This window comes from Acinetobacter sp. LipI_15 (assembly GCF_058242865.1).
The window spans coordinates 1,394,263-1,419,371 of the sequence record NZ_JBZAYN010000001.1 but is presented as its reverse complement, the minus strand read 5'-3'; the positions used below and the strand labels follow the sequence as shown (position 1 = coordinate 1,419,371).

The window sequence follows — 25,109 nt, the reverse complement described above, 5'->3', positions numbered from 1 at the left end:
AACGACTCCTTATGCCTGAACAGATTGAATGAAAAAATCTCGGTATTCGCGGCATTGAGCAGCAGTCAATGCAAAGATACCTGTACCGCCTTTTTGGAATTGTAACCAGTAAAAATCAACGGTATTGAAGTTTTGACGCATTGCCCATTCTGAGTTACCCACTTCAATCACAATTAAGCCATCTTCAGTCAGGTAATCTGCAGCTTGTGCCAACATTTTACGCACAAGATCCAAACCGTCTTGACCCGCAGCAAGCGCCATTTCAGGTTCATGGTGGAATTCTTCTGGTAAATCTGCCATGTCTTCAGCATCCACATATGGTGGATTCGACACGATCAAATCATATTGATTTTCTGCTGGAATTTTGGCGAATAAATCAGACTCAAGTAAAGCCACTTGATATTGTTTATTGTGGTGTTCACAGTTAATTTGTGCCACTTCAAGTGCATCTTTAGACAAATCTGTTGCATCAACTTCAGCGTCAGGGAATGCATAAGCTAAGGCAATCGCGATACAACCTGAACCCGTACACATATCTAAAATGCGCTGAGGAGTTTTTGGATTGGCATTTTCAGGTAGATTATTAACCGCAGCACCCATTTCGCCATTTTCACCTAAGCAATATGGCGCAAAGCGGTTTTCAATCAATTCTGCAATTGGAGAACGTGGAATCAGTACACGTTCATCGACATAAAATGGCTTACCAAAGAAATACGACAAGTTAAGTAAATAAGACGTCGGAACTTTTTCATTAATACGACGTTCTAACAATGCTAAAAATTCTGCAACTTCACTTGGCAATAATTTCGCATCTAAGATTTCCGCATCTGCATTCCAATCTAGAGATAACGTTTGTAAAACCAATGCTGAGCTTTCAGCAAAATAGTCTTCTGTACCTTGTCCTAAGTGGGCATCATATTGACGTAAAGCTGTTACCCCAAAGCGGATATAATCACGAATTGTTGATAGGTTTTCAGCTGCTTCCTGTAAATGTTCAGGGCTAATAGTCGGTCGATCCACTTAAGGCGTCTCCAGTTCATAATTTTTTAAACGCCCTATGATACCTTGTTTTGATGCTATTTATAATAAAAATACGGCATTATTCACCGCTTGCAAGCATTTCATAACCTACATATATAGGTCAGATACATTCGCTGAAATGAAATTTGTACTTTATGCCTTTCTTCAGCAGTCTATAAAATCTAATTAGATGAAAATTACGAATAAAAACCAATTCAAGCTCAATTGTTTAGCAATTTGTACTTGATCCTAAGCTTTAATTTCTTAAAATCATCCCCATACAAACAGTTAAATTTTAAATGCGGGGCTCCAATGAGCTATAAGCACAATAACCTCATGGCTATGCGTCAAAGCTATTGGGAAGACACTCAGTCTTTAAACGTGCAAAATGAAAAGGCATTTTTTCAGCAACTGCTGATCGAACATCAAGTTTTCCCTGATCCGAGTTTAGAAAACGCTCGTACCCTATTTTTTAGCTTACCGAGCATTATTATTGTCAAAGGTTATGCTGCCGGATTTAAAGACGAATCTGTCCAACACCTTATTCATCAACATATTGAAGAACATAAAGCGGCATTGATGCAAAACGACACGGTAAAAATCAAATATCGTTTATAGTTTTCTTTCCAATGTACCTGTCTACGCGGCATCTTGCTTAAGTTTGCAAATGCTTACTGCATATTCAGTAAGTTGAACTATTTTAATACGTTAAGAAACGTTAAAATTAGCTACAATGTATTTTTCTGCGAATTGCTGATTAAAGGATTTAATTTACATGTCAGATCAGAACGATAAGCTCAAACACTTGAAAACGTCTTCTATGGATCGACGCTTATCTATCGCAAAGGCATCGCTACTTGCGGGAACTCGTTGGGCAGCATCAAACGCGACTTCTATTTTTTCGAGTGAAGAAGAAAAAGAGAAAAAGCGTAAAAAAGCCATGAAAGATCAGGCTGAATATCTCGTCGCAGAAATTGGTAAATTAAAAGGTTCAATTGTAAAAATCGGGCAAATGATGGCGTTGTATGGTGAACATTTTCTGCCTGAAGAAATCACCCAAGCCCTCAACACCTTGAACAATCAAACAGTTGCATTGGCATGGCCAGCCATTAAAGTCCAATTACAAAATCAACTAGGCTCAAAGCTTGATGATCTCGTGATTGATCATGAGCCACTTGGCACTGCGTCTTTGGCACAAGTTCACCGTGCAAAACGTAAATCTGATGGTTTAGAACTGGTTTTAAAAATCCAGTATCCGGGTGTGGCAGATGCCATCGATTCGGATATGAATCTATTCAAAAACATGCTCAAACTGACACGAATGGTTCCTCAAACCCGTGAATTTGATCAGTGGTTTGATGAAGTTCGTGAAATGATGCATCGTGAAGTAAATTATAAAATTGAAGCAGACACCACTCGCCGTTTTGCTGCACGCTTAAAAGAAGACCCACGCTATATCGTGCCGCAAATTATTGAAGGTTATTCAACACCTCAAGTACTGTGTATGACTTTTGAACGTGGTGTACCGATTAACAGCCCAGTAATGCTGTCACTTCCTCAAGAGCGCCGTAACGCCTTAGGTGAAGCATCACTTGAAATTGCCGTACGCGAAATTTTTGAATGGGGTGAAATGCAAACCGACCCTAACTTCGGAAACTATTTGGTCCGTTTAGGCAATGGTGCGGATGTACCAGATAAAATTGTTCTCCTCGACTTTGGTGCGATCCGTCAGTTCGATGAGCATCTATTAGGCGTTGCGCGTAATTTGATTACCGCGGGTTACCATCACAGCTCTGAGCAAATGGTCAAAGCGATGACAGGTTATGAGTTCTTTGATGGTATTCCACAAAGTATTAAACCTGATATGGCTAAAGTCTTTTTGTTAGCGACAGAGGCATTTAGTAGCACTGAAAATAACCCAAACATCCCTGCTGGTGTTATGGACGAACAACAACGCTATGACTGGAAAAAAAGCCAATTACATAGCCGTGTGATGCAACAAGCGTCAAAATCGATGGCATCTCGCTACTTCTCAGTTCCACCGAAAGAGTTTATGTTTATTAGCCGTAAATTTATCGGTGCATATACCTTTATGACTGTCATTGAAGCGAAAACCAATGTTCGTCGTATGATTCAAAAATATCAATAAACACTCAATGCACACCTTAAGACTTGGCCGACTCAAATGTCAGCCAAGTCAATTTCAAAATAACAATCCTTTTAAGCCTTTTTACTTTTCTATTCTTAATTAATCATTTAGCTATCAAATCCCACCTAATCTCGCCGTTTATCTTTGACAATCATGCATGTCATTTATGACATGGTTTTTCTATCTTTGGCATGTCAGCATTAAATAAGAACAACGCAAATGGAAAACAACAATGACCAATATGGTAAACAAGGCACAAGGATTTGGGCTCTCACTTTTAACGAAAATTGCCGGAAGTGATGTACTCGATCAGTTTAAACTGCGCAAATTTGTTGAAAAATCTTTGTATCAAAGCTCAAAAGCTGGTTTTAAAACCCTGAGCCAGACGCAAAAAGCATTTCAGACCAACAAAGATGTGCATAAGCAACGTTTGCCAAATCAACAAAAATCATTATTTGATTTAAACCTGACTGGAGAACAGCAAATGACTGCTGATGCGATGCAGCAGTTTGCCACAGAAGTCTTGTATCCCCTTGCTCATCAAGCCGATCAAGAGGAAAGATTTCCTGAAGCGTTATGGCAACATATCCAAGATCTAGGTCTAAATTATTATGCCTTACCTGAAGATTTGGGTGGCGTTGCAGCAGAAAAAAACATCATTAGCAATATCTTAATTGCGGAACAATTGGCTGAAGGTGACTTTAGTTTAACAGCAGGTTTACTGTCGACGTTTTGCTGTATCAATGCTATCACCCAATGGGGTTCCGAATCTGTTCAAGCAACCTATTTAGCGGCATTTGCAGATGATTCAGCCCTACGTGCAAGCTTTGCGGTACAAGAGGCCACGGCGGCATTTAATCCTTATCAACTTAAAACTCAAGCGATTGCAGATGGCCAACAATATAAAATCAGTGGGGAGAAAACCTTAGTCATTTTAGGTGAACAGGCAGATGTGCTGTTAGTGAGTGCCATGCTCAATGGCCAGCCTGAAGTTTTTATTGTGCAACGTGACCAGAGCATTAGCGCTAAAAAAACACCAGCTATGGGTTTAAAAGCCACTGAAACGGTAACTTTAAAATTTGATCAGACCCCTGCCCAACGCTTAGGAGATCAAGATTTCAATTACACCTCATTTATCGATCTTGGCAACTTAATGTGGTGTGCCATGGCTGTTGGCACCGCAACTGCAGTCAAAAAATATTGCATTCAATATGCAAACGAACGTACAGCTTTTGGAGAGCCAATTTCGCACCGTCAAAGTGTGGCATTTATGATTGCAGATATGGCAATCGAAATTGATGCCATGCATATGCTCATCCTAAACGCAGCAAGTCTAGCCGAAGCCGGCAAGCCATTTCATCGTGAAGCCTATTTAGCCCGCGTGCTATGTGCTGAAAAATCGATGAAAATTGGGACCGATGGCGTGCAAATATTAGGTGGTCATGGCTTTACCAAAGAACATCCCGTAGAACGTTGGTATCGAGACTTACGTGCCACAGCGATTCTTCAATCTGGCTTACATGCATAATTCAGCAAAATAAAAACAAGGAAATGTCCATGAACTTACAAAATCCGAAAAAATTTAAATTGCTGATCGACCAAGCCCATGAAGTCGCTTTAAATGTTCTACGTCCTATTTCACGTAAATATGACAAAGCCGAACATGCCTATCCTAAAGAGTTAGACATGTTGTCTTCCCTCGTCGACGGTATGAATGATGGCGGTGATGGCATGAATGCAGGTGCTGCCGTCAATAAACGTGGAGACACAGATACTGGAAATAAAAACGGTGTCAATATGTCGACAGCCCTCAGTATCATCGAGATGTGCTATGGAGATACAGGCCTGTTGCTCAGCATGCCTCGCCAAGGGCTTGGAAACTCGGCTATTGCAGCAGTAGCCAATGATGAACAATTAGAGCGCTTAAAAGGAACTTGGGCCGCTATGGCTATTACGGAACCGAATTGCGGCTCTGATTCAGCAGCAATTCGGACAACAGCGACGAAAGATGGTGATGAATACATACTCAATGGTGAAAAAATCTTTGTCACCTCGGGCGAACGTGCTGATTCAGTGGTGGTTTGGGCAACGCTAGATAAAAAATTAGGCCGTGCAGCGATAAAATCCTTTGTTGTTGAAAAAGGTACGCTGGGCATGACTGTAGAACGCCTAGAACATAAATTGGGTATTAAAGCTTCTGATACTGCTGCCATTAGTTTTGTAGATTGTCGTGTCCCTGCTGCAAACTTATTAGGTAATGCTGAAATTGATGTAGCAAAAGGTTTTGCTGGGGTTATGGAAACTTTTGATAATACTCGCCCGCTCGTTGCCGCGATGGCTGTTGGCTGTGCAAAAGCATCTTTAGAGCGAATTAAAGAAATCTTTAAAGATGAATTAGATGAGCAGTATTCAACACCGATCTTACAAAGCTCGAATATTGCTGCACAAATCTACCGTATGGAAGCAGACTGGGAAGCAGCACGTCTCCTCATGCTCAAAGCCGCATGGATGGCCGACAACAAAAGACCTAACTCACGTGAAGCATCCATCGCTAAAGCAAAAGCAGGCCGTGTAGGTAATGAAATCACATTAAAATGTGTAGAGCTCGCAGCTGCAGTTGGTTATAACGAAGATGAATTATTGGAAAAATGGGCACGTGATTCAAAAATCCTTGATATATTTGAAGGAACACAGCAAATTCAACAATTAATCGTTGCACGACGTGAACTGGGTAAAAGTTCAAACGAATTAAAATAATTACTTTGCTTGAGCAATTTGAAACTTAAAGATGGATTTTTATATAGGATCAGTCTATAAACAATCCATCTTTTTGTTTTTCGATGATTATGTTTCAGATCCGACCACTTCAACTTGAAGACAATGCAAGCATTGCCAATGTCATTCGCACAGTTTCCAAAGAATTTGGATTAGCACCTGAATCAGGATTTGCCGTTGCAGATCCAATTTTAGATGATTTATATCACGTCTATGCGCAAGCAAATGCACAATATTGGGTTATTGAAAATCAACACGGTACAATTTTAGGTGGTGGCGGCCTTTCTCCTTTAGCTGAAGACTCAAACATTTTAGAAATCCAAAAAATGTATTTTATGCCTGAATTACGTGGTCATGGCTTAGCCAAAGATATTTTAGAACTTTGTTTTCAATTCGCCAAAGATCATAATTTTAAAGCGTGTTATTTAGAAACTACACATACACTTGGACAAGCGGTAAAACTCTATGAAAAAGTAGGATTTCAACATTTACAAGCTCCCAAGGGCAATACAGGTCATAGCCAAGCATGCGAAATTTGGATGCTTAAAACACTTTAAATTATACTTAGATTCCATTCATACCTCTGAAAAAAGTTATAGCTTTTTCAAATAGGGATATTTCATGAGTGGATATTCTAGTTTTTTATAACTAAAGTTCTCGGGATTTGAATGCCCCACAATCTTAAGTAAGAATGTAAAGAGAGAAATACTGACTCAATTAACACGATCTGTTTTTCTCTCTTCACTTAAATAATTATGTAATTTGAGTACATTTCCATCAATTCTTACAATTTCACTGTACAGAGCATCTTAAGAAAATATTGACCTCTAAGTCTCCAGTTCATACTATCGCTTTAGAAATTACACTTAGCCATGATTATTTTAAAGTGAATATAAATGCAGAATGTACTGAATAAAACTCGCCTTTCAACTCGTCTTACTTCGCTCCTGAGCGCTCACAGCTTAAAGTTTTCAACTGTTATTATATCTGTAAGTCTGATTTCTGCATGTTCATCACTTGGTGGTGGCTCTGTAGAGAAACGTGCTGTTAAACTTTCATCAGGGATACAAAAGGCCTATTCAGTCAATCCTGAAACTGCAAATCGAGTGTCCCCCTACATTGTGCAAACTGCTGATCAATACAACTTAGATCCTTTACTACTGGCTGCCGTTATTCGCCAAGAATCAACTTTCCGCCCTTATGTCAGCTCACCTGCAGGTGCAGTCGGTTTAACTCAGGTGATGCCACGTTATTGGCAAGCAACATGCCCTGGGGATTTATATGACGAATTAACCAATATTAATTGTGGGTCATTTATTTTAACTAAATATAAAAATGCGGCAGGTAGTATTCCAAAAGCTTTAGCCTACTATAATGTCGGACCTACTGCTTATAACACCAATCGAAAAATGAAAAAACAAGGCAAACGTTATGCAAAACAAGTTAAAGAACATCAAAATAATTTAAAAAGTTCCTTATAATTTCTAAAAATTTAATCTTTTATTTAACCATATAGACCTAACTAAGCTTAAGAGGATAAATTTTGTTAGGTCTAATCTCTTCAATTATTTCATAGATTGACGCATTTTATCTTCATCAAAATATTGCGCAAATGATGCAATACGTTTTTCAACAATTGGATTTTTCATCAGATTTTCAGCTGCACGATTTCCCAATAGTTCAAATGCTTTACCTAGAGCATTTGTTCCTTCATTTTCTGTAACAGCTTTGATTTCAGCATTACAACGTTTAGTAAATAAATCTTGAAATAGAATAGCCATATTTTTATCAATTTTTTGTATCTCAACTGGCGTTACTTTACTATATTTAGAAATTTCTGGATGTGCTGAAAATGCCAAATAAATCCAAGCTGTTAAGTTCTGACTCTCTTTTGCTGAAATTTTATTTACCAAACATTCACTTAGTTTATCCTGATACACACCGGCTGTAGTATTGAAAGAAACAAATGCAAATAAAACTGTAGCTAATAATTTTTTTTAAAAACATCTTATATACCCTATATATTATTAAAGAGACAAACGATTTTATTATATTGATTTATTACACATTTTCATTAGCAAAACATTTTAAATGATATAAAAGAGTTCTAGACGAGTTTATTGTTGATCGGCCTTATTCTTTTTAAATATCTATCATTTCCCTGCTTTTTCTTCTGCTTTTCTTATTATTTTTTTCTTCCCTTTTCATCACGCATAAAAAAACACCCCCTGCACTAGTCAGGGGGTGTTTCGAATAATGAGCTGGCGATGACTTACTCTCACATGGGTAACCCCACACTACCATCAGCGCTAAGAGGTTTCACTTCTGAGTTCGGGAAGGGATCAGGTGGTTCACTCTTGCTATTGTCGCCAGCACAACTGTTATGGATACTTGCTTAGTCTAATCTCAGAGCAGTGCTCTTCGTGCTAAGTTTTCTACCAAATGAGTTATTAACAGATCATATCTGAGTTGCAGTATTTTGTTCTTAAGCGTTAACTAAATCAAGTTATTTTGCTTAATATCGAATCAATTGAGCTTTTATACAACAACTGTTTGGGTGTTGTATAGTCAAGCCTCACGAGCAATTAGTATTGGTCAGCTTCATGCGTCACCGCACTTCCACATCCAACCTATCAACGTCGTAGTCTTCAACGGCTCTTTAGTGGACATAAAGTCCAAGGGAAATCTTATCTTGAGGTAGGCTTCCCGCTTAGATGCTTTCAGCGGTTATCCCTTCCGAACATAGCTACCCGGCGATGCGACTGGCGTCACAACCGGTACACCAGAGGTTCGTCCACTCTGGTCCTCTCGTACTAGGAGCAGATCCTCTCAAATTTCCAGCGCCCACGGTAGATAGGGACCGAACTGTCTCACGACGTTCTAAACCCAGCTCGCGTACCTCTTTAAATGGCGAACAGCCATACCCTTGGGACCTGCTTCAGCCCCAGGATGAGATGAGCCGACATCGAGGTGCCAAACACCGCCGTCGATATGAACTCTTGGGCGGTATCAGCCTGTTATCCCCAGAGTACCTTTTATCCGTTGAGCGATGGCCCTTCCATACAGAACCACCGGATCACTAAGACCTACTTTCGTACCTGCTCGACTTGTGGGTCTCGCAGTTAAGCGCGCTTTTGCCTTTATACTCTACGCGTGATTTCCGACCACGCTGAGCGCACCTTCGTACTCCTCCGTTACTCTTTAGGAGGAGACCGCCCCAGTCAAACTACCCACCAGACATGGTCCTCGCTCCAGATCATGGAGCAGAGTTAGAACCTCAATATTACCAGGGTGGTATTTCAAGATTGGCTCCACCGAAACTAGCGTCTCGGTTTCAAAGCCTCCCACCTATCCTACACAAGTAAGATCAAAGTTCAATGTCAAGCTGCAGTAAAGGTTCACGGGGTCTTTCCGTCTAGCCGCGGGTACACCGCATCTTCACGGCGATTTCGATTTCACTGAGCCTCTGCTGGAGACAGCGCCCCCATCATTATGCCATTCGTGCAGGTCGGAACTTACCCGACAAGGAATTTCGCTACCTTAGGACCGTTATAGTTACGGCCGCCGTTTACTGGGGCTTCGATCAAGAGCTTCGCTTACGCTAACCCCATCAATTAACCTTCCAGCACCGGGCAGGCATCACACCCTATACGTCCACTTTCGTGTTTGCAGAGTGCTATGTTTTTAATAAACAGTTGCAGGGGCCTGGTTTCTGTGGCTGCTCTCAGCTCAGGAAGCAAGTTCCATCACCAAAAGCAGCGTACCTTCTCCCGAAGTTACGGTACCATTTTGCCTAGTTCCTTCAGCAGAGTTCTCTCAAGCGCTTTGGTCTACTCGACCTGACCACCTGTGTCGGTTTCGGGTACGATTCCAGTGTAACTGAAGCTTAGAGACTTTTCCTGGAAGTATGGTATCAGCCACTTCACTGTACAAGTACAGCTTGCTGTCAGATCTCAGCATAGAGTACCCCGGATTTGCCTAAGATACATGCCTACTTCCTTTCACCTGGACAACCAACGCCAGGCTGACTTAACCTTCTCCGTCCTCTCATCGCATTACACTGAAGTATTGGAATATTAACCAATTTCCCATCGACTACGCCTCTCGGCCTCGCCTTAGGGGTCGACTCACCCAGCCCCGATTAACGTTGGACTGGAACCCTTGGTCTTTCAGCGAACGGGTTTTTCACCCGTTTTGTCGTTACTCACGTCAGCATTCGCACTTCTGATACCTCCAGCAGACTTCTCAATCCACCTTCATCGGCTTACAGAACGCTCCCCTACCACTTACACTAATGTGTAAATCCGCAGCTTCGGCATATAGTTTTAGCCCCGTTACATCTTCCGCGCAGGCCGACTCGACTAGTGAGCTATTACGCTTTCTTTAAAGGGTGGCTGCTTCTAAGCCAACCTCCTAGCTGTCTATGCCTTCCCACATCGTTTCCCACTTAACTATAATTTTGGGGCCTTAGCTGGCGGTCTGGATTGTTTTCCTCTTGACTACGGACGTTAGCACCCGCAGTCTGTCTCCCGGATAGTACTCATTGGTATTCGGAGTTTGCATCGGTTTGGTAAGTCGGGATGACCCCCTAGCCGAAACAGTGCTCTACCCCCAATGGTATTCGTCCGAGGCGCTACCTAAATAGCTTTCGGGGAGAACCAGCTATCACCGAGTTTGATTAGCCTTTCACCCCTATCCACAAGTCATCCCCTGGCTTTTCAACGACAGTGGGTTCGGTCCTCCAGTTAGTGTTACCCAACCTTCAACCTGCTCATGGATAGATCACCCGGTTTCGGGTCTACACCCAGCAACTAAACGCCCTATTAAGACTCGATTTCTCTACGGCTCCCCTAATCGGTTAACCTTGCTACTGAATGTAAGTCGCTGACCCATTATACAAAAGGTACGCAGTCACCAAACAAGTTGGCTCCCACTGCTTGTATGCATGCGGTTTCAGGATCTATTTCACTCCCCTCACAGGGGTTCTTTTCGCCTTTCCCTCACGGTACTGGTTCACTATCGGTCAGTCAGGAGTATTTAGCCTTGGAGGATGGTCCCCCCATATTCAGACAAGGTTTCACGTGCCTCGCCCTACTCGACATCATTATCTAAGCCCTTTCGCGTACAGGACTATCACCTACTATGGTCGCACTTCCCAGAGCGTTCCACTAAAGCTTAGATAACTTAATGGGCTTTTCCCCGTTCGCTCGCCGCTACTGAGGGAATCTCAATTGATTTCTTTTCCTAAGGGTACTGAGATGTTTCACTTCCCCTCGTTCGCCTCATAAACCTATGTATTCAGTTTATGATACCCGCCTTATAGCGGGTGGGTTTCCCCATTCAGAAATCTCCGGATCACAGGATATTTGCCGCCTCCCCGGAGCTTATCGCAGGCTATTACGTCTTTCATCGCCTCTGACTGCCAAGGCATCCACCACATGCACTTAATTACTTGACTATACAACCCCAAACAGTCGCTAATACATACAAGTTGTATTTCGCGTCGCAAACTTAATTGCCACAGTTAGAGTCTCGTGAACTTAATCACTGTACAGCTTCAATTAGATTCATATACCAAAACGCTTGATTCAGTTAATTTCGCTAGTAACTCATTTCATTCAACTTTCACAATTGCTTGTTAGGTTAAATCAAACGAGTATGAACAAATTATTTCAACTCAAATATATTCTGTTAATGATTTTTCCAGCCTTCGTCAGGTCAGGAAACTGTGATAAATCACAGAGCTTAATAACAATGAAGCGAATCATACGCCACTTTGTTGCTAAGCTCTATAACCTAAACACTTGATCGCTTAAGGACTAAACAACTTCAACACTGCATGATCACATACTGCGCGAAGCGTAGCTTCTTGCTTAAATTTCAAGTAAAAGCGTTGCTTTTATAATCTTGAAATTTGGTGGAGACTAGGAGAGTCGAACTCCTGACCTCCTGCGTGCAAAGCAGGCGCTCTACCAACTAAGCTAAGTCCCCAGCTTATCAATAAGTCAATGTTTCTGATTCTCTGTTTGCTTCCGTATTTTATTCAAATACTTCGTCAGTAGTGGTGGGTCTGACAAGACTTGAACTTGTGACCCCACGCTTATCAAGCGTGTGCTCTAACCAACTGAGCTACAGACCCTCAGATACATCGTCATGAAGAACAACTTGTTGTGGATTCTTACCAATCGTCAATCTTTCGTTAAGGAGGTGATCCAGCCGCAGGTTCCCCTACGGCTACCTTGTTACGACTTCACCCCAGTCATCGGCCACACCGTGGTAAGCGTCCTCCTTACGGTTAGACTACCTACTTCTGGTGCAACAAACTCCCATGGTGTGACGGGCGGTGTGTACAAGGCCCGGGAACGTATTCACCGCGGCATTCTGATCCGCGATTACTAGCGATTCCGACTTCATGGAGTCGAGTTGCAGACTCCAATCCGGACTACGATCGGCTTTTTGAGATTAGCATCTCCTCGCGGAGTAGCAACCCTTTGTACCGACCATTGTAGCACGTGTGTAGCCCTGGTCGTAAGGGCCATGATGACTTGACGTCGTCCCCGCCTTCCTCCAGTTTGTCACTGGCAGTATCCTTAAAGTTCCCGGCTTAACCCGATGGCAAATAAGGAAAAGGGTTGCGCTCGTTGCGGGACTTAACCCAACATCTCACGACACGAGCTGACGACAGCCATGCAGCACCTGTATGTAAGTTCCCGAAGGCACCAATCCATCTCTGGAAAGTTCTTACTATGTCAAGACCAGGTAAGGTTCTTCGCGTTGCATCGAATTAAACCACATGCTCCACCGCTTGTGCGGGCCCCCGTCAATTCATTTGAGTTTTAGTCTTGCGACCGTACTCCCCAGGCGGTCTACTTATCGCGTTAGCTGCGCCACTAAAGCCTCAAAGGCCCCAACGGCTAGTAGACATCGTTTACGGCATGGACTACCAGGGTATCTAATCCTGTTTGCTCCCCATGCTTTCGTGCCTCAGCGTCAGTATTAGGCCAGATGGCTGCCTTCGCCATCGGTATTCCTCCAGATCTCTACGCATTTCACCGCTACACCTGGAATTCTACCATCCTCTCCCATACTCTAGCTTCCCAGTATCGAATGCAATTCCCAAGTTAAGCTCGGGGATTTCACATCCGACTTAAAAAGCCGCCTACGCACGCTTTACGCCCAGTAAATCCGATTAACGCTCGCACCCTCTGTATTACCGCGGCTGCTGGCACAGAGTTAGCCGGTGCTTATTCTGCGAGTAACGTCCACTATCTCTAGGTATTAACCAAAGTAGCCTCCTCCTCGCTTAAAGTGCTTTACAACCAAAAGGCCTTCTTCACACACGCGGCATGGCTGGATCAGGGTTCCCCCCATTGTCCAATATTCCCCACTGCTGCCTCCCGTAGGAGTCTGGGCCGTGTCTCAGTCCCAGTGTGGCGGATCATCCTCTCAGACCCGCTACAGATCGTCGCCTTGGTAGGCCTTTACCCCACCAACTAGCTAATCCGACTTAGGCTCATCTATTAGCGCAAGGTCCGAAGATCCCCTGCTTTCTCCCGTAGGACGTATGCGGTATTAGCATCCCTTTCGAAATGTTGTCCCCCACTAATAGGCAGATTCCTAAGCATTACTCACCCGTCCGCCGCTAGAAATCGGTAGCAAGCTACCTATTCCCGCTCGACTTGCATGTGTTAAGCCTGCCGCCAGCGTTCAATCTGAGCCATGATCAAACTCTTCAGTTTAAAATCAATAGTACATATAGTGTACCAATCTTGGCTCATCAATTACTGACAAAAATTTGCTCAAATAAACTTCGAGTAATTTCTACCATTAATCAATGAAAATAATTTCGATCGATCAATCAGTAAAAATCCACACAAGTTGTTCTTCATAATCTCTTAATGATTTTCTTAATACTTCGTCAGCAAATAAGAAAACAACATCAAACAACTAAAAACCTTACGTTTATCGCTGCCTGCGTTGGTATGCAGCGTATTCTATAGAGTTTCAAAACAAACACAAGCCCCTATCATAGAAATTTCTATAATATTTTGCTTGAGTGTATATTTTTTAAACCAAAAGCAATCTATTGCTTATTTAAAGATCAATATATCCTTATATTTTGCTTTATGAAAGACGAATTTTATAATTCTTGGTGATTTTTATATTCTTTAATCTAAAAAGCCCGTAATTCAACGGACTTTTCGAATATCACGGATTTTAAGAAAACTAATGAAGTTACAAAAGTGACTTTAGTTTGCTTGCTCAGCCAACCAACTCATAAATTTTTGTCGTTCAGCTTTACTAGCCTTCTGCCAAAGCTGAATTAATTGTTGATCTGCCCCATTTTGATGAACAGCTATATTTTTTGGAGCGACCACAGGAGCTGCCACGTTTGTTGGTTTTACATTTAAGGATTGTGCATAAACAGGTGCCGGTTGATTTTCTGGTACAGCTTCTTTCTTCGTAAAATCTACAGCATTACCTAAAACACCATTGGAGAAAATCGATTTTTGTTCTTTCTTTGCCCCAGCTTGCTGCACAAGTAATTGATTAGATTTGTCATACAACCCAAATATTGGTTGGTCTTTATATTTTTGCGCAGCATCAAAATCTTTTGGTGCATTGACTAGACCCAAACGATACTCTTGACCATCAATCAGTGCTGGAGTACGAATAGCGGCAACACCTGACTTTAATATATCGTGCGAATTATCAGCATGTTGAAAAAATTCGCTATAACGTACCGTTAATAGGTTTTCACCTGCATCTAGCTTATATTTCTCGGTAGATCGAAATATACCACCAGTAACTTCTTGATCATTAACTGCAACTATTTTGATTTCTTCCGGAACAGTCAAAGTTACAGCTGCAAATCCTGCACTACTTAACATCAGCGCTGCAGCAGCAACAGTTAATCTTAAAGTCATCATTATCACTCTTTATCAATTATTTAGTTTCGATTGCACTATGCAATGCATATGTGACAATCTTATGACATCTAACAATCACTGTATATTTAGTTTCAAGACATTATTTTGATATTCATTCAAGAATTTTGCATATAAAAAAAGGATGCTTAATGCATCCTTTTTAATTCAACACACCATCATTACTTGAATGTTTTGAATCGTTCTTCATCTGCAATAAAGGTTTTTTCACCTGCAGGTGCTTCAATCGAACCAAAAACAAGCTGTGCGCGTAGTTTCCATTGATCTGGCACATCAAATGCCGCAGCTGTTTCAGCATCAACAATTGGATTGTAATGTTGTAATGACGCACCAATATTTTTTTCAGCCAAAGCCGTCCAAGTAGCAAATTGAGCAATCGCTGTTGAGTGTTCAGACCATACTGGGAAATTATCTGCATAAAGTGCAAATTGTTCTTGGAGTGCTTTTACTACAGCCTGATCTTCATAAAATAATGCTGTACCAAAACCTGCTGCAAAACTATTAATCTTGCCATTGGTTCCTTCAAATGCATCTGCAGGTACAATTTTACGTAAAGTTTCACGTACGATATTCCAGAATTTTTGATGTGCATCACCAAACAGAATAACAACACGAGATGTTTGAGAGTTAAATGATGATGGACTTAAACGTACAGCATTTTTAATGGTTTGCTCAATTTCATCTTGCGATAAACTCACGTTATTACCAATAGAATAGATTGTGCGACGTTGTTCGATTTGATTCAAGAATGACATTACAAGACCTCTTTTTATTTTCAATTAGCTTACTAAGTTGTGATTTATAATAGGTGATGTTTTTAACAGTTGCATGACTATATTTACAACATTGTGTCTTATTTCTAGAACAATCAGTTATAAGCATCTAAATACCTACAACTCACTTACATTCAGATTTTGGTTTCACTGCTTTAGAATGCAGAGATCAAAGCAACTTACAGAACATAGAAATTACTCATAAATTCTAAACTGATCTTGATCTTCGAGTTCTAAACGTTCAGGCGCTTGACCTTCAATTGAACCAAAGACTAACTGCGTACGAAGCAGCCATTGTTTTGAAATATCAAAGTGTTCGGCAACGGCATAATCAATGTGTGGATTATAATGTTGTAAACATGCGCCTAAACCTGCATCTGCGATCGAAGTCCATACTGCGAATTGAGCCATGCCTGACGTTTGCTCCGACCACACTGGAAAATCTTCTGCACTTAATGGCACTTTCTTTTGTAATTGTTGAATCACAGCTTGATCTTCATAGAAAAGCACAGTTCCCAGGCCAGCTGCACACTGATCTATTTTGAGCGCCACACCTTCAAAAATATAACTCGCAACATTCTTGCGTTGTACGTCTTTTACAATGTCCCAAAATTTTTGATGAGATTCGCCAAATAAAACTACAATACGTGTGCTTTGCGAATTATATGCAGATGGACAACTTCTTACGGATTCTTGAATCAGTTCCGCCAAATAAGCCTGACTGTAATGCACCTTTTTTCCAAGCTCATAAATACTTCGACGTTTCTTTAGTTGGTCGACAAAGGACGCTTCTACTTCTTGTTCGGTAGTTTTCTTTTTTAATTTAAAATCTTTAGTGATATCCGCAGTCAATACATGACCAATTTTATCGAGTAACGCCACCCTAAACACCCCAAAGCAATTTTTATATATAACAACAATTCCTTACTTATTCTAAGGGTATATCAGGCTAAATTTTGACTATGATTTATTCACATGTTGCTTTTTAAATCAATCAGTAAGTTCAAAAACAAAAAACTCCGCATTTTGCGGAGTTTATGTGACATTTAACGCAATTTATTTATCAGTTTCAAATAATGCTGCGACAAATGATTTTGCTGAGAATGGACGCAAGTCATCAATTTTCTCACCTACACCAATAAAACGAATTGGCACATGGGTACGGCTTGCAATATTAAATAACACACCACCTTTCGCAGTACCATCCAGTTTAGTAATGGTTAGACCTGTAAGCCCTACTGCCTCGTCAAACATTTCAACTTGGTTAATGGCATTTTGACCTGTACCTGCATCAACAACCAACATCACTTCATGTGGAGCTGTAGCGTCAATTTTTTGCATTACACGTTTTACTTTAGACAACTCTTGCATGAGGTGTCCTTTGTTGTGTAAACGACCTGCAGTGTCTGCAATCAGCACATCTACGCCTTTTGCACGAGCACTTTCAAATGCATCAAAAATAACAGATGCAGAATCTGCACCATGACCTTGCGCCACAACGGCAATATTATTACGTTCACCCCAAATTTGTAATTGTTCTGTGGCTGCTGCACGGAATGTATCACCAGCAGCCAACATTACTTTTTTACCTTCACCTTGTAAGCGTTTCGCTAATTTACCAATCGTGGTGGTTTTACCCACACCATTTACACCAACAACCAAAATCACATACGGATTTTTATTGCTGTCGATATGTAGCGGTTTAACACGTGGTGCAAGTAATGCCACCAGTTCTTCTTGAAGCGCTTTATATAAAGAGTGCGAATAGATTAAATCGCCACGTTCAGTACGTTCAGTTAAGTTCGCAATAATCGTTTTGGTTGCATCGACACCAATGTCAGCAACCAAAAGTTGCTCTTCAACTTCCTCTAAAAGTTCATCGTCAATTTCCTTCCCACCGATCAGGATATTCACCATGCCGTCTGCCAAGTTCTTACGTGACTTTGCTAGACCTTCTTTCATACGACTAAAGAAGCCGCCTTTCACCTTCGAATCTTCAGTTTCTGACTCTGTTTCTTGTAATGGTGCAGCAACGTCTTGCTGTACTTTCGGTGTCTCGATAATCGGCACATTTACCGCAGGTAAACTCGGTAGCGTGACATCATCATCACCGATATCAGCATCAATCAAAAATTTATTCTGCCCATGAGATTGCTGTTGCATGCCGAATCCTTGAAAAGCACTGCGTTAAAAAAACCGATTCTATCATAAGTTATCTTAAATTGAGTCGCTACACGCCTGTCAGAGCGAAGCACACTAAAAAACAACATGTTGAACTTGCAATCAAAATTAACTTTAGGAAAACTAGATAGCTATAAAATGCATTTTAATGGATTCCTTTGTGTCCCATAAAAACAGATTTTCTCCTTGTCTTTTTAAAACTTTATTTCGCTCTGCGCTTCCTATCTGTGTCATTAGCAGTTGCCTTTGGTCAGCAACTCATCTACATGCAGACACACGTACCCAATTAACGCGTAGCACCTTTGAAACCACGCTTAAAAATGGTTTAAAGGTCATTATCCGTGAAGACCACCGTGCGCCGATGGTAATGACCCATATTTGGTACCGTGTGGGTAGTAGTGATGAGTCGGGCAATCTATTAGGGATCTCCCACGCGCTCGAACATATGATGTTTAAAGGAACCACCAAAGTTCCTAATGATGAATTTACACGTCTCAGCCGTATCTATGGCGGCAGCATCAACGCTGCAACCTTTACCAATTACACCAATTATTATCAGTTGTATCCTAAAGCCTATTTTCCTATGGCACTGGAGCTCGAAGCGGATCGTATGAGTAATTTACGATTACAACAACAAGATTTCGACCCTGAAATTAAAGTGGTAATGGAAGAACGCCGACAGCGCACAGATGATAACCCTCGTTCTTTGGCTTATGAACGTTTCAAATGGATCTCTTATCCAACCAGTCACTATCGTCAACCCGTCATTGGACACATGAAAAATCTGCAAAACATCAAATTGGCAGATTTAAAACAATGGTATAAAGATTGGTATACCCCAAACAACGCCATTTTGGTGATTGTCGGTGATGTCGATGCCGAAGCAGCCATTCGTCAAGTTCAAAAATACTTTGGTGATATTCCATCACGTAAAACACCTGATCGTAACGATGTGAGGGAATTCGAGCGTGTGGGCTATCGTCATATGGAACTAAATTTACCCGTACAAGTGCCCAATTTGTATATGGCGTGGAATGTACGCTCACTGGCTACCGCAAAAAACCCACAAGATGCTTATGCTCTCAATATTATTCGCAATATTTTAGACAGCGGCATCTCATCGCGCCTACAAGACAAACTGGTACGCGATAGAAAATTACTTACTGCTGTAAGTGTTTCTTATGATCCATACAATCGTGGAGACAGTTTGTTTACCATTTCAGCACTCCCTGCCGATGGCGTCAAAATGAAACAAGCGCAAAAAGCGATACAAGATGAAATCGACACTTTAAAAACAGAATTAGTCAAAACACCTGAAGTTGAACGTATCACCACACGTTTTGTCTCCAATTTAGTCTATAACCAAGATGACATCAGCAGCCAAGCCAAGACGATCGGTAACTTAGAAGTCAATGGGCTCAGTTTCAGGCTAATGGATGAATTACCTAAATTATATGAAAACGTCAGCGCACAAGATATTCAACGTGTCGCCAATGCGTATTTTGTCCGAGAAAATTTAAGCACCATGTATCTACTCCCAGAACAGACGGAGGTTCCAACAACCTCAAATAAAGCAGATCAAACAGTAAAATCCGCTCAAACGGAAGTTGTTATTCCAGAGCAACAAATCAGCTCAACCCAAAACACAGATAGCGTCTTGTAAGGATTAGTGATGACTATTACGAAAATTTTATCCCTAAGCTTACTCACTGCGTTTGGCTCAATCCTCCATGCAGAAACATATACGGAAAATGTTCCTGACCTCAACGATAATCCGAGCCAATTACAATCTATCCCCATGCTGCAAAGTTTAAAGAATTTACAGATTGATAAAGACTACCGTGCTCCACTTGTTCAAGTGCTGAAAAACCGAAATGGTGTGAATAGCCTGTTTGTTGAATCGCAAGATCTACCCATGGTGGATATTCAACTGACCTTTAATGCAGGTTCTGCTCGTGATGAAGAAGTCGGAAAAGGCTTGTATGGTGTTGCCAACATGGCTGCACGTTTAATCGATGAAGGCACAGAAAAATACAATGCAACGCAAATTGCCTCGGTTTTTGACCAAACAGGTGCTCAATTTAGCGTGCAAGCACATCGAGATATGTTTGTCGTTCGGTTACGCGTATTGTCAGACCCTAAAAAATTAGAACCTGCTTTAAGTATGATGATGGACGTGATTAAAAATGCGACTTTTAAAACCTCTAGTCTAAACTTAGCTCTCAGTAATAACCAAGCTGGTCAGAAGCAACTCCAAGAAAGCCCAAGTCGCTTAATGAATATTCGTTTCTATCGGGCTGTATACGGCACACATCCTTATGCAGAACCGATTACGGGAACCAATGGCAGTATCAAAAAAATAACACCAGACATTTTAAAGAAGTTTCGTGATCAATTTTTAGTTGCTCAAAACATGAATATTGCCATTACAGGTAAACTCAGCAAAAAAGAAGCGCAAAACCTAGCAGAACGTATTTCTGGAAACTTAAACCAAGGTGAAAAAGCCAAAGCGCTTGCACAACCAGAAGAAAAACAAGGCTTTGATATTATCCATCTTCCCTACAATTCCACCCAAGCCAACGTCATATTCGGACATTTAGGCACCACACGCGATAACAAAGATCGATTAGCCTTAGAAGTAGCCAATCGAATGTTTGGCGGTGGTGGTTTTAACTCGGTCCTCATGCAAGAGCTTCGTGTTAAACGTGGTTATACTTATGGTGCCTATAGTGCATTTAGCTTTAGCCAAGCACCCGGAATCTTTAGTTTTAGCTATGGAACACGTCAAGATCAGCTTATAGATAGTATTCGAGTGGCACATAAGGCTTTTAATGATTTTGTCAAAATGCCTATTGATCAAAAACAAATGGAAGAAACCAAAGCCGGTATGCTGCGTGCTTTTCCAAATAATTACAGCAGTAATGCAACGATCAATGCACAGCTTGGTCTATTGGGCTTTTATCAACAAGACCCAGATTATTTGACCCAGTACCCTAAATTACTGGAAAAAATAACTGTAGCTGATGTACAAAATGCGGTTCGTACCTATATGCACCCTGAAAATATGACGGTGATTGTGGTCAGTAAAACCTTAGATAAAAATGAAGTACAGCAGATATTGGAGGAGAATGTACAAGCAGCTCCAACCAAGATAATCCCTGCGACTAAGGCTGTTCCTCTGCCAAAGCCGGAAGTTGATGTGCCCGCACAGACTCCATCTGATAAGCATGCATCAATTTAAGATAAGCACCAACGCGAATGTGATCTTGCTGTCCCAGCAGCATCGCCATTTCCTGAGTTTCAGGATAACTTTGCTGCAACGCAAGTCGTGACACGTTTTGGTATTGCTGTACAGAAATTGGACGATATAAGGCAATCACAGCCAATACCAAAATCACCACGATCATGACTGAAACAAAGATATTATAAATTTGCTCTAGCTGTATTTTAGATTTGAATTGAATAATTTTTTCTAAATCAATAGTCATACACTACCTCAGGTTCAAAGTAGTGTATGGCTGACGTTCAAGAAGTTCAAGTCACAGCGCTTAAAACTGCATCAGTCCCCTGTTTCAGTCTGTGAGTTAGCTAAACAATTTAATGAATAATGGTACGTATCACCGCAAAATAAAGTATCAATGCAATAATCGCCAAAACGATAAATACTGCAAATATACTCATACCACCCTCTGCATGCGCAGGATGTAAATCATCATCATCGGCGATTTTGAGTAATTCGCCATTATATGCATTGTAAAATTCTAAGCGCTGTCCCTTATCTAAATCCCGTGTGAAATCATATACACGTTTGCGCTGTGCCAAACCAAAATCCCCTAAATGAATTTCCTGATGAAAAATTGCTTCATCAAGATTGCGACGATGTAGATGTGCCAACTCCACAATTTGCGCTAATGTCGGAGGATAATCTAAAGTTAAACCGTCTAAAACTCTTGTCATTTTACTTCTCCTTATTATCTACAACTTCTTATGATAGTATTTTACTCACGAAAACAATTGTCCATTGTTTAATCATGTAAACTATAGCAAATTAGAAATATTTACGTGAATAGTTGACAATTCAAGATAATTGTAATATTAGTTTAATAATACTTAGTTAAATTAGTTAATAGGGCTAAAGAATGGGCCCTTAATGATCATAATTAGAATAAGGAGTTAAATATGATTCAACAATTCTCTCAACATGAACTCGAACATGTATACGCAAATGCGGTAAACACAATTCAATCTCAAATGAACTTCAGCGATGCAGTTCATGAATTGGAAGATGCAGCTCGTGCTGGACATGGTAAAGCAGCGTTATTTTTGGCTGAACTTTATTATCAAGGCTTCCGCGTAGAACGTGACTCACTCAAAGCGCAATATTGGCAGAACATGGCCACCTTGCAAGCATAACAAAACGTCACTAAGGTGGCGTTTTTTACACCCTTCAACTTTTAACTACATAAATTCTTACAATCAAGTTCAAAGCTTACACAGCTTTTTCATAAGAATTTCCTACAATAGGAGCAACATCAACAACACGCTGCATATGATGTCTAAATTAAAGCAATATAAACCTATTCCAAAAGATTTATTTTATAAAATTAGTATTTTAAAAACCATGATGTACTGTGGAGTCCTTTGGGGTCTCTACCACCAACAAGGTTGGGCAATGACCAGCGATCAAGATCATATTATCTTCCCGTTTTGGCTAAATGGCATTCAAGCGCATAAATATGCCAAAAAGCATTGGCCCAACTACACTCCACGACGCATTACATCACAAGATTTTGAGGCATCGCTATTACCGACATTAACACGTCTTAAAGTTATCCCTGCGTTGCATAGCTCTAGCCACATCCGTCTCAAGCTCACAACCTCGCAAATGCGTTTATTCTTTTTTAACCAAAATAAGATTCAAATGGCATAAAACCCTCAGTGCATGTTTGACCCCAACATGCACTGAAAAGTATTTGCTTTTTTCAAATTTCGCGCTAATTTAAATTAAACAAAAACTACTATAAAGGAATGAAAATATGACTACAGTTGCCCAAGTACTTAAAGACAAAGCTTATCAAGAAATCTACACCATCACCCCAGATGCGACTGTACTCGAAGCCATTTCCCTGATGGCACAAAAAGGCATTGGTGCCCTCGTTGTGACCCATGAAGGCACAGTTGTTGGGATTTTGTCTGAGCGTGATTACACACGTAAAATCGCCCTGATGGAAAGAACATCTTTCGATACCTCTGTCAGCGAGATTATGACGGGAAGTGTTATCACTGTCACAAGTGCAGCGACTGTCGAAGAATGTTTAGAACTCATGACAGATCGCCATTTACGTCATTTACCTGTCGTTGAGGAACAGAAATTGACTGGCTTAATCTCCATCGGTGACCTTGTAAAAGCAGCAATGGATGATCAACGAAAACTGATCGAACAACTTCAACAATATATTTCAGGCTAAACTCAATAATTTCCCCCTTAACAAGCTTTAAGGGGGAATTCTAAATATCAATAATTTTATATAACTCACAGTTTGTAATGACATACAAATTACAAATTAATTACTTTTCTCAATTTCCTTTCTTATGTTTAAACCCGCTTTAGATAAATTAGACCAACTAGATGCCATCATTTTAGAATTAGAACGCTTAATGTTATCGATGAAAGACGATGAACTGCTGCAATACCACCGACGTACGATCAATTTAGAGATTGCTTCTGCTGTCGCTGAAATTTTAGATGCAAAGGCAATTATTTATGCGCTACATCCTGAGTTAATTCCAATTACATCAAGCGTTAACCACACTTTATATAAAAATTATGTCAAAAAAAATATCCCAGTTAAAAACTGGGATACTTCGAATATAGATCGGGCTATACAACTGCAAAAGATTTTTGCACCATCAACAGATGATGAGCAACTTAGTCTTTTTTAATGGCAGTAATTAATTTAAACCTAATTTTTCAGCCACATAGTCTGAGTCTTTATCGCCACGGCCTGAAACGTTAACCACAATCTTCACATCTTTAGCAAGTTTTGGCGCTTCACGAATTGCCCAAGCAACCGCATGTGAACTTTCTAGTGCAGGCACAATACCTTCCACACGTGAGAGCGTCATGAAGGCATCTAAACATTCTTGGTCTGTCGCTGTTGTATATTCAACACGGCCTAGGTCTTTTAACAAGCTATGTTGTGGCCCCACTCCTGGATAATCCAAACCCGATGCAATTGAATGCACTGGCAATGGCTCACCCTGTTCATCTTCAAGGACATAACATGCCATGCCATGAATTTGACTTGGCTTACCCAATGTCAACGTCGCAGAGTGCATATTGGTATCTAAACCATGACCTGCAGGCTCTACACCCACAAGTTTAACATCGGTGTCATTGAGGAATGCTGTAAATGCACCAACGGCATTGGATCCACCACCCACACATGCAACCACATAGTCAGGATTTGCACCAAAACGCTCATTGGTCTGAACTTTAATTTCATCACCAATAATTGACTGGAAGTCACGAACCATTTTCGGGAATGGATGTGGACCAACCACTGAACCAATCGCATAAATAAAATTGGTTGGATCTTTTAAATATTCTTCAAATGCGCTATCTACTGCATCTTTAAGCGTAGCTGTACCACGAGTAACAGAGATTAGGTTGGCACCTAAAATCTTCATTTTCACCACGTTTGGATGTTCTTTTTCAATATCCACTTGCCCCATGTGAATTTCACATGGAATACCCACCAAGGCACAAGCCGTTGCTAATGCCACACCATGCTGACCTGCACCAGTTTCTGCGATCACTTTGGTTTTACCCATATATTTTGCTAATAATGCTTCGCCAAGGCAGTGGTTAATTTTATGCGCGCCAGTATGGTTAAGGTCTTCACGCTTGAGGTAGATTTGTGCCCCACCTAATTTGTCAGACAAGCGCTTCGCATAAAACAATGGGCTTGGACGTCCAACATAATGTGCAAACAACTCTTTCAATTCATTTTGAAATTCTTCTGTATGACGAATTTGCTCATAAGCAACATTAATGTCATCCATTGCCTGTTTTAAATCTGGTGGAATGAACTGCCCACCGTATTCACCGAAGAAACCTTCTTCATTAGGTAATGCGATACCATTAATTTGATGATCCATCATATTTCCTTCATGTTGTATGCAAAACAAAGACTTTTAAATACTATCCAATTTTAAAAATAAGAAACAATGCAAAATTGGAGTAAGTAATATAAACATCAT

The 25,109-nt window shown here is 40.8% G+C and carries 20 protein-coding genes, 2 tRNA genes, 3 rRNA genes and 1 pseudogene; 12 read left to right on the top strand and 14 right to left on the bottom strand.

The window, feature by feature from the left end; translation table 11 throughout:
- Window positions 1-9 precede the first annotated feature (9 nt).
- Window positions 10-1,020 (bottom strand): 50S ribosomal protein L3 N(5)-glutamine methyltransferase, encoded by a 1,011-nt coding sequence (prmB, locus tag AC4CU0_RS06850; RefSeq protein ID WP_490742753.1) that lies wholly within the window; start codon window positions 1,018-1,020, stop codon window positions 10-12.
- A 312-nt stretch (window positions 1,021-1,332) separates the two neighbouring features.
- Between prmB and AC4CU0_RS06845 the strand changes: the two genes are divergently transcribed.
- The 6 genes from AC4CU0_RS06845 (at window position 1,333) to AC4CU0_RS06820 (ending at window position 7,425) form a co-directional block, all read left to right on the top strand.
- Entirely contained in the window at window positions 1,333-1,638 is a 306-nt protein-coding gene (locus AC4CU0_RS06845) for a hypothetical protein (RefSeq protein WP_078193872.1), read from the top strand.
- Between the two features lie 157 nt (window positions 1,639-1,795).
- Complete coding sequence (locus tag AC4CU0_RS06840; RefSeq protein ID WP_180005577.1) at window positions 1,796-3,169, top strand: ABC1 kinase family protein; 1,374 nt, start codon at window positions 1,796-1,798, stop codon at window positions 3,167-3,169.
- Between the two features lie 241 nt (window positions 3,170-3,410).
- Entirely contained in the window at window positions 3,411-4,697 is a 1,287-nt protein-coding gene (locus AC4CU0_RS06835; RefSeq protein ID WP_490743473.1) for an acyl-CoA dehydrogenase family protein, read from the top strand.
- Window positions 4,698-4,726: 29 nt separating this feature from the next.
- Complete coding sequence (locus AC4CU0_RS06830) at window positions 4,727-5,926, top strand: acyl-CoA dehydrogenase family protein (RefSeq protein WP_490742752.1); 1,200 nt, start codon at window positions 4,727-4,729, stop codon at window positions 5,924-5,926.
- Between the two features lie 89 nt (window positions 5,927-6,015).
- Window positions 6,016-6,501, top strand: coding sequence for a GNAT family N-acetyltransferase (locus tag AC4CU0_RS06825; RefSeq protein ID WP_490743472.1), 486 nt, complete (start codon window positions 6,016-6,018; stop codon window positions 6,499-6,501).
- A 339-nt stretch (window positions 6,502-6,840) separates the two neighbouring features.
- The gene (locus AC4CU0_RS06820; protein WP_180060136.1) at window positions 6,841-7,425 is read left to right on the top strand and encodes a lytic transglycosylase domain-containing protein; all 585 of its coding nucleotides are present in this window, start codon (window positions 6,841-6,843) and stop codon (window positions 7,423-7,425) included.
- 84 nt (window positions 7,426-7,509) lie between these two features.
- Here AC4CU0_RS06820 and AC4CU0_RS06815 read toward each other — a convergent pair whose 3' ends face one another.
- The 10 genes from AC4CU0_RS06815 to ftsY all read right to left on the bottom strand — a co-directional run bounded on the left by AC4CU0_RS06815 (window position 7,510) and on the right by ftsY (window position 17,828).
- Window positions 7,510-7,857, bottom strand: coding sequence for a hypothetical protein (locus AC4CU0_RS06815; protein ID WP_180026298.1), 348 nt, complete (start codon window positions 7,855-7,857; stop codon window positions 7,510-7,512).
- A gap of 346 nt (window positions 7,858-8,203) precedes the next feature.
- Window positions 8,204-8,318: ribosomal RNA gene (gene rrf, locus AC4CU0_RS06810) — 5S ribosomal RNA — on the bottom strand.
- A gap of 190 nt (window positions 8,319-8,508) precedes the next feature.
- Window positions 8,509-11,402, bottom strand: a 23S ribosomal RNA gene (locus AC4CU0_RS06805).
- Window positions 11,403-11,859: 457 nt separating this feature from the next.
- Window positions 11,860-11,935, bottom strand: a tRNA-Ala gene (locus AC4CU0_RS06800).
- A 71-nt stretch (window positions 11,936-12,006) separates the two neighbouring features.
- Window positions 12,007-12,083 (bottom strand) — tRNA-Ile (locus tag AC4CU0_RS06795).
- Between the two features lie 61 nt (window positions 12,084-12,144).
- A 16S ribosomal RNA gene (locus AC4CU0_RS06790) occupies window positions 12,145-13,683 on the bottom strand.
- Together the 16S, 23S and 5S rRNA genes with 2 tRNA genes alongside form the textbook arrangement of a ribosomal RNA operon.
- Window positions 13,684-14,193: 510 nt before the next feature.
- Window positions 14,194-14,871 (bottom strand): DUF2057 domain-containing protein, encoded by a 678-nt coding sequence (locus AC4CU0_RS06785; protein WP_490743471.1) that lies wholly within the window; start codon window positions 14,869-14,871, stop codon window positions 14,194-14,196.
- Between the two features lie 182 nt (window positions 14,872-15,053).
- Complete coding sequence (locus AC4CU0_RS06780; protein WP_180007270.1) at window positions 15,054-15,647, bottom strand: nitroreductase family protein; 594 nt, start codon at window positions 15,645-15,647, stop codon at window positions 15,054-15,056.
- A 213-nt stretch (window positions 15,648-15,860) separates the two neighbouring features.
- Entirely contained in the window at window positions 15,861-16,547 is a 687-nt protein-coding gene (locus AC4CU0_RS06775) for a nitroreductase family protein (RefSeq protein WP_490742751.1), read from the bottom strand.
- A gap of 174 nt (window positions 16,548-16,721) precedes the next feature.
- Window positions 16,722-17,828, bottom strand: coding sequence for a signal recognition particle-docking protein FtsY (ftsY, locus tag AC4CU0_RS06770; RefSeq protein WP_180162644.1), 1,107 nt, complete (start codon window positions 17,826-17,828; stop codon window positions 16,722-16,724).
- Window positions 17,829-18,078: 250 nt separating this feature from the next.
- Here ftsY and AC4CU0_RS06765 point away from each other — a divergent pair.
- A pseudogene (locus tag AC4CU0_RS06765) lies at window positions 18,079-19,392 on the top strand (M16 family metallopeptidase); the annotation flags it as partial.
- Window positions 19,393-19,518: 126 nt separating this feature from the next.
- Window positions 19,519-21,087 carry a M16 family metallopeptidase gene (locus AC4CU0_RS06760; RefSeq protein ID WP_490742750.1) on the top strand — a complete coding sequence of 523 codons (1,569 nt, stop codon included), beginning with the start codon at window positions 19,519-19,521 and terminating at the stop codon, window positions 21,085-21,087.
- Here the strand turns inward: AC4CU0_RS06760 and AC4CU0_RS06755 are convergent.
- Window positions 21,011-21,334 carry a hypothetical protein gene (locus AC4CU0_RS06755; RefSeq protein WP_490742749.1) on the bottom strand — a complete coding sequence of 108 codons (324 nt, stop codon included), beginning with the start codon at window positions 21,332-21,334 and terminating at the stop codon, window positions 21,011-21,013. The two genes, AC4CU0_RS06760 and AC4CU0_RS06755, sit on opposite strands and share 77 nt — an antisense overlap.
- Window positions 21,335-21,443: 109 nt before the next feature.
- Window positions 21,444-21,803 carry a hypothetical protein gene (locus tag AC4CU0_RS06750; RefSeq protein WP_180023554.1) on the bottom strand — a complete coding sequence of 120 codons (360 nt, stop codon included), beginning with the start codon at window positions 21,801-21,803 and terminating at the stop codon, window positions 21,444-21,446.
- A gap of 222 nt (window positions 21,804-22,025) precedes the next feature.
- On the opposite strand from AC4CU0_RS06750, the gene AC4CU0_RS06745 reads away from it, so the two are divergent.
- From AC4CU0_RS06745 to AC4CU0_RS06730, 4 genes are all read left to right on the top strand, one after another.
- Window positions 22,026-22,259: an SEL1-like repeat protein gene (locus AC4CU0_RS06745; RefSeq protein ID WP_078188494.1), complete on the top strand. Its 234-nt coding sequence runs from the start codon at window positions 22,026-22,028 to the stop codon at window positions 22,257-22,259.
- A 139-nt stretch (window positions 22,260-22,398) separates the two neighbouring features.
- Window positions 22,399-22,776, top strand: a complete 378-nt coding sequence (locus tag AC4CU0_RS06740) for a DUF2750 domain-containing protein (protein WP_180182769.1) — start codon at window positions 22,399-22,401, stop codon at window positions 22,774-22,776.
- A gap of 106 nt (window positions 22,777-22,882) precedes the next feature.
- Window positions 22,883-23,314, top strand: a complete 432-nt coding sequence (locus AC4CU0_RS06735; protein WP_078193901.1) for a CBS domain-containing protein — start codon at window positions 22,883-22,885, stop codon at window positions 23,312-23,314.
- Between the two features lie 124 nt (window positions 23,315-23,438).
- The gene (locus AC4CU0_RS06730; RefSeq protein WP_180111298.1) at window positions 23,439-23,789 is read left to right on the top strand and encodes a hypothetical protein; all 351 of its coding nucleotides are present in this window, start codon (window positions 23,439-23,441) and stop codon (window positions 23,787-23,789) included.
- A 9-nt stretch (window positions 23,790-23,798) separates the two neighbouring features.
- Here the strand turns inward: AC4CU0_RS06730 and trpB are convergent, their stop codons facing one another.
- Window positions 23,799-25,007, bottom strand: a complete 1,209-nt coding sequence (trpB, locus tag AC4CU0_RS06725; protein ID WP_313044249.1) for a tryptophan synthase subunit beta — start codon at window positions 25,005-25,007, stop codon at window positions 23,799-23,801.
- Window positions 25,008-25,109: the final 102 nt, after the last annotated feature.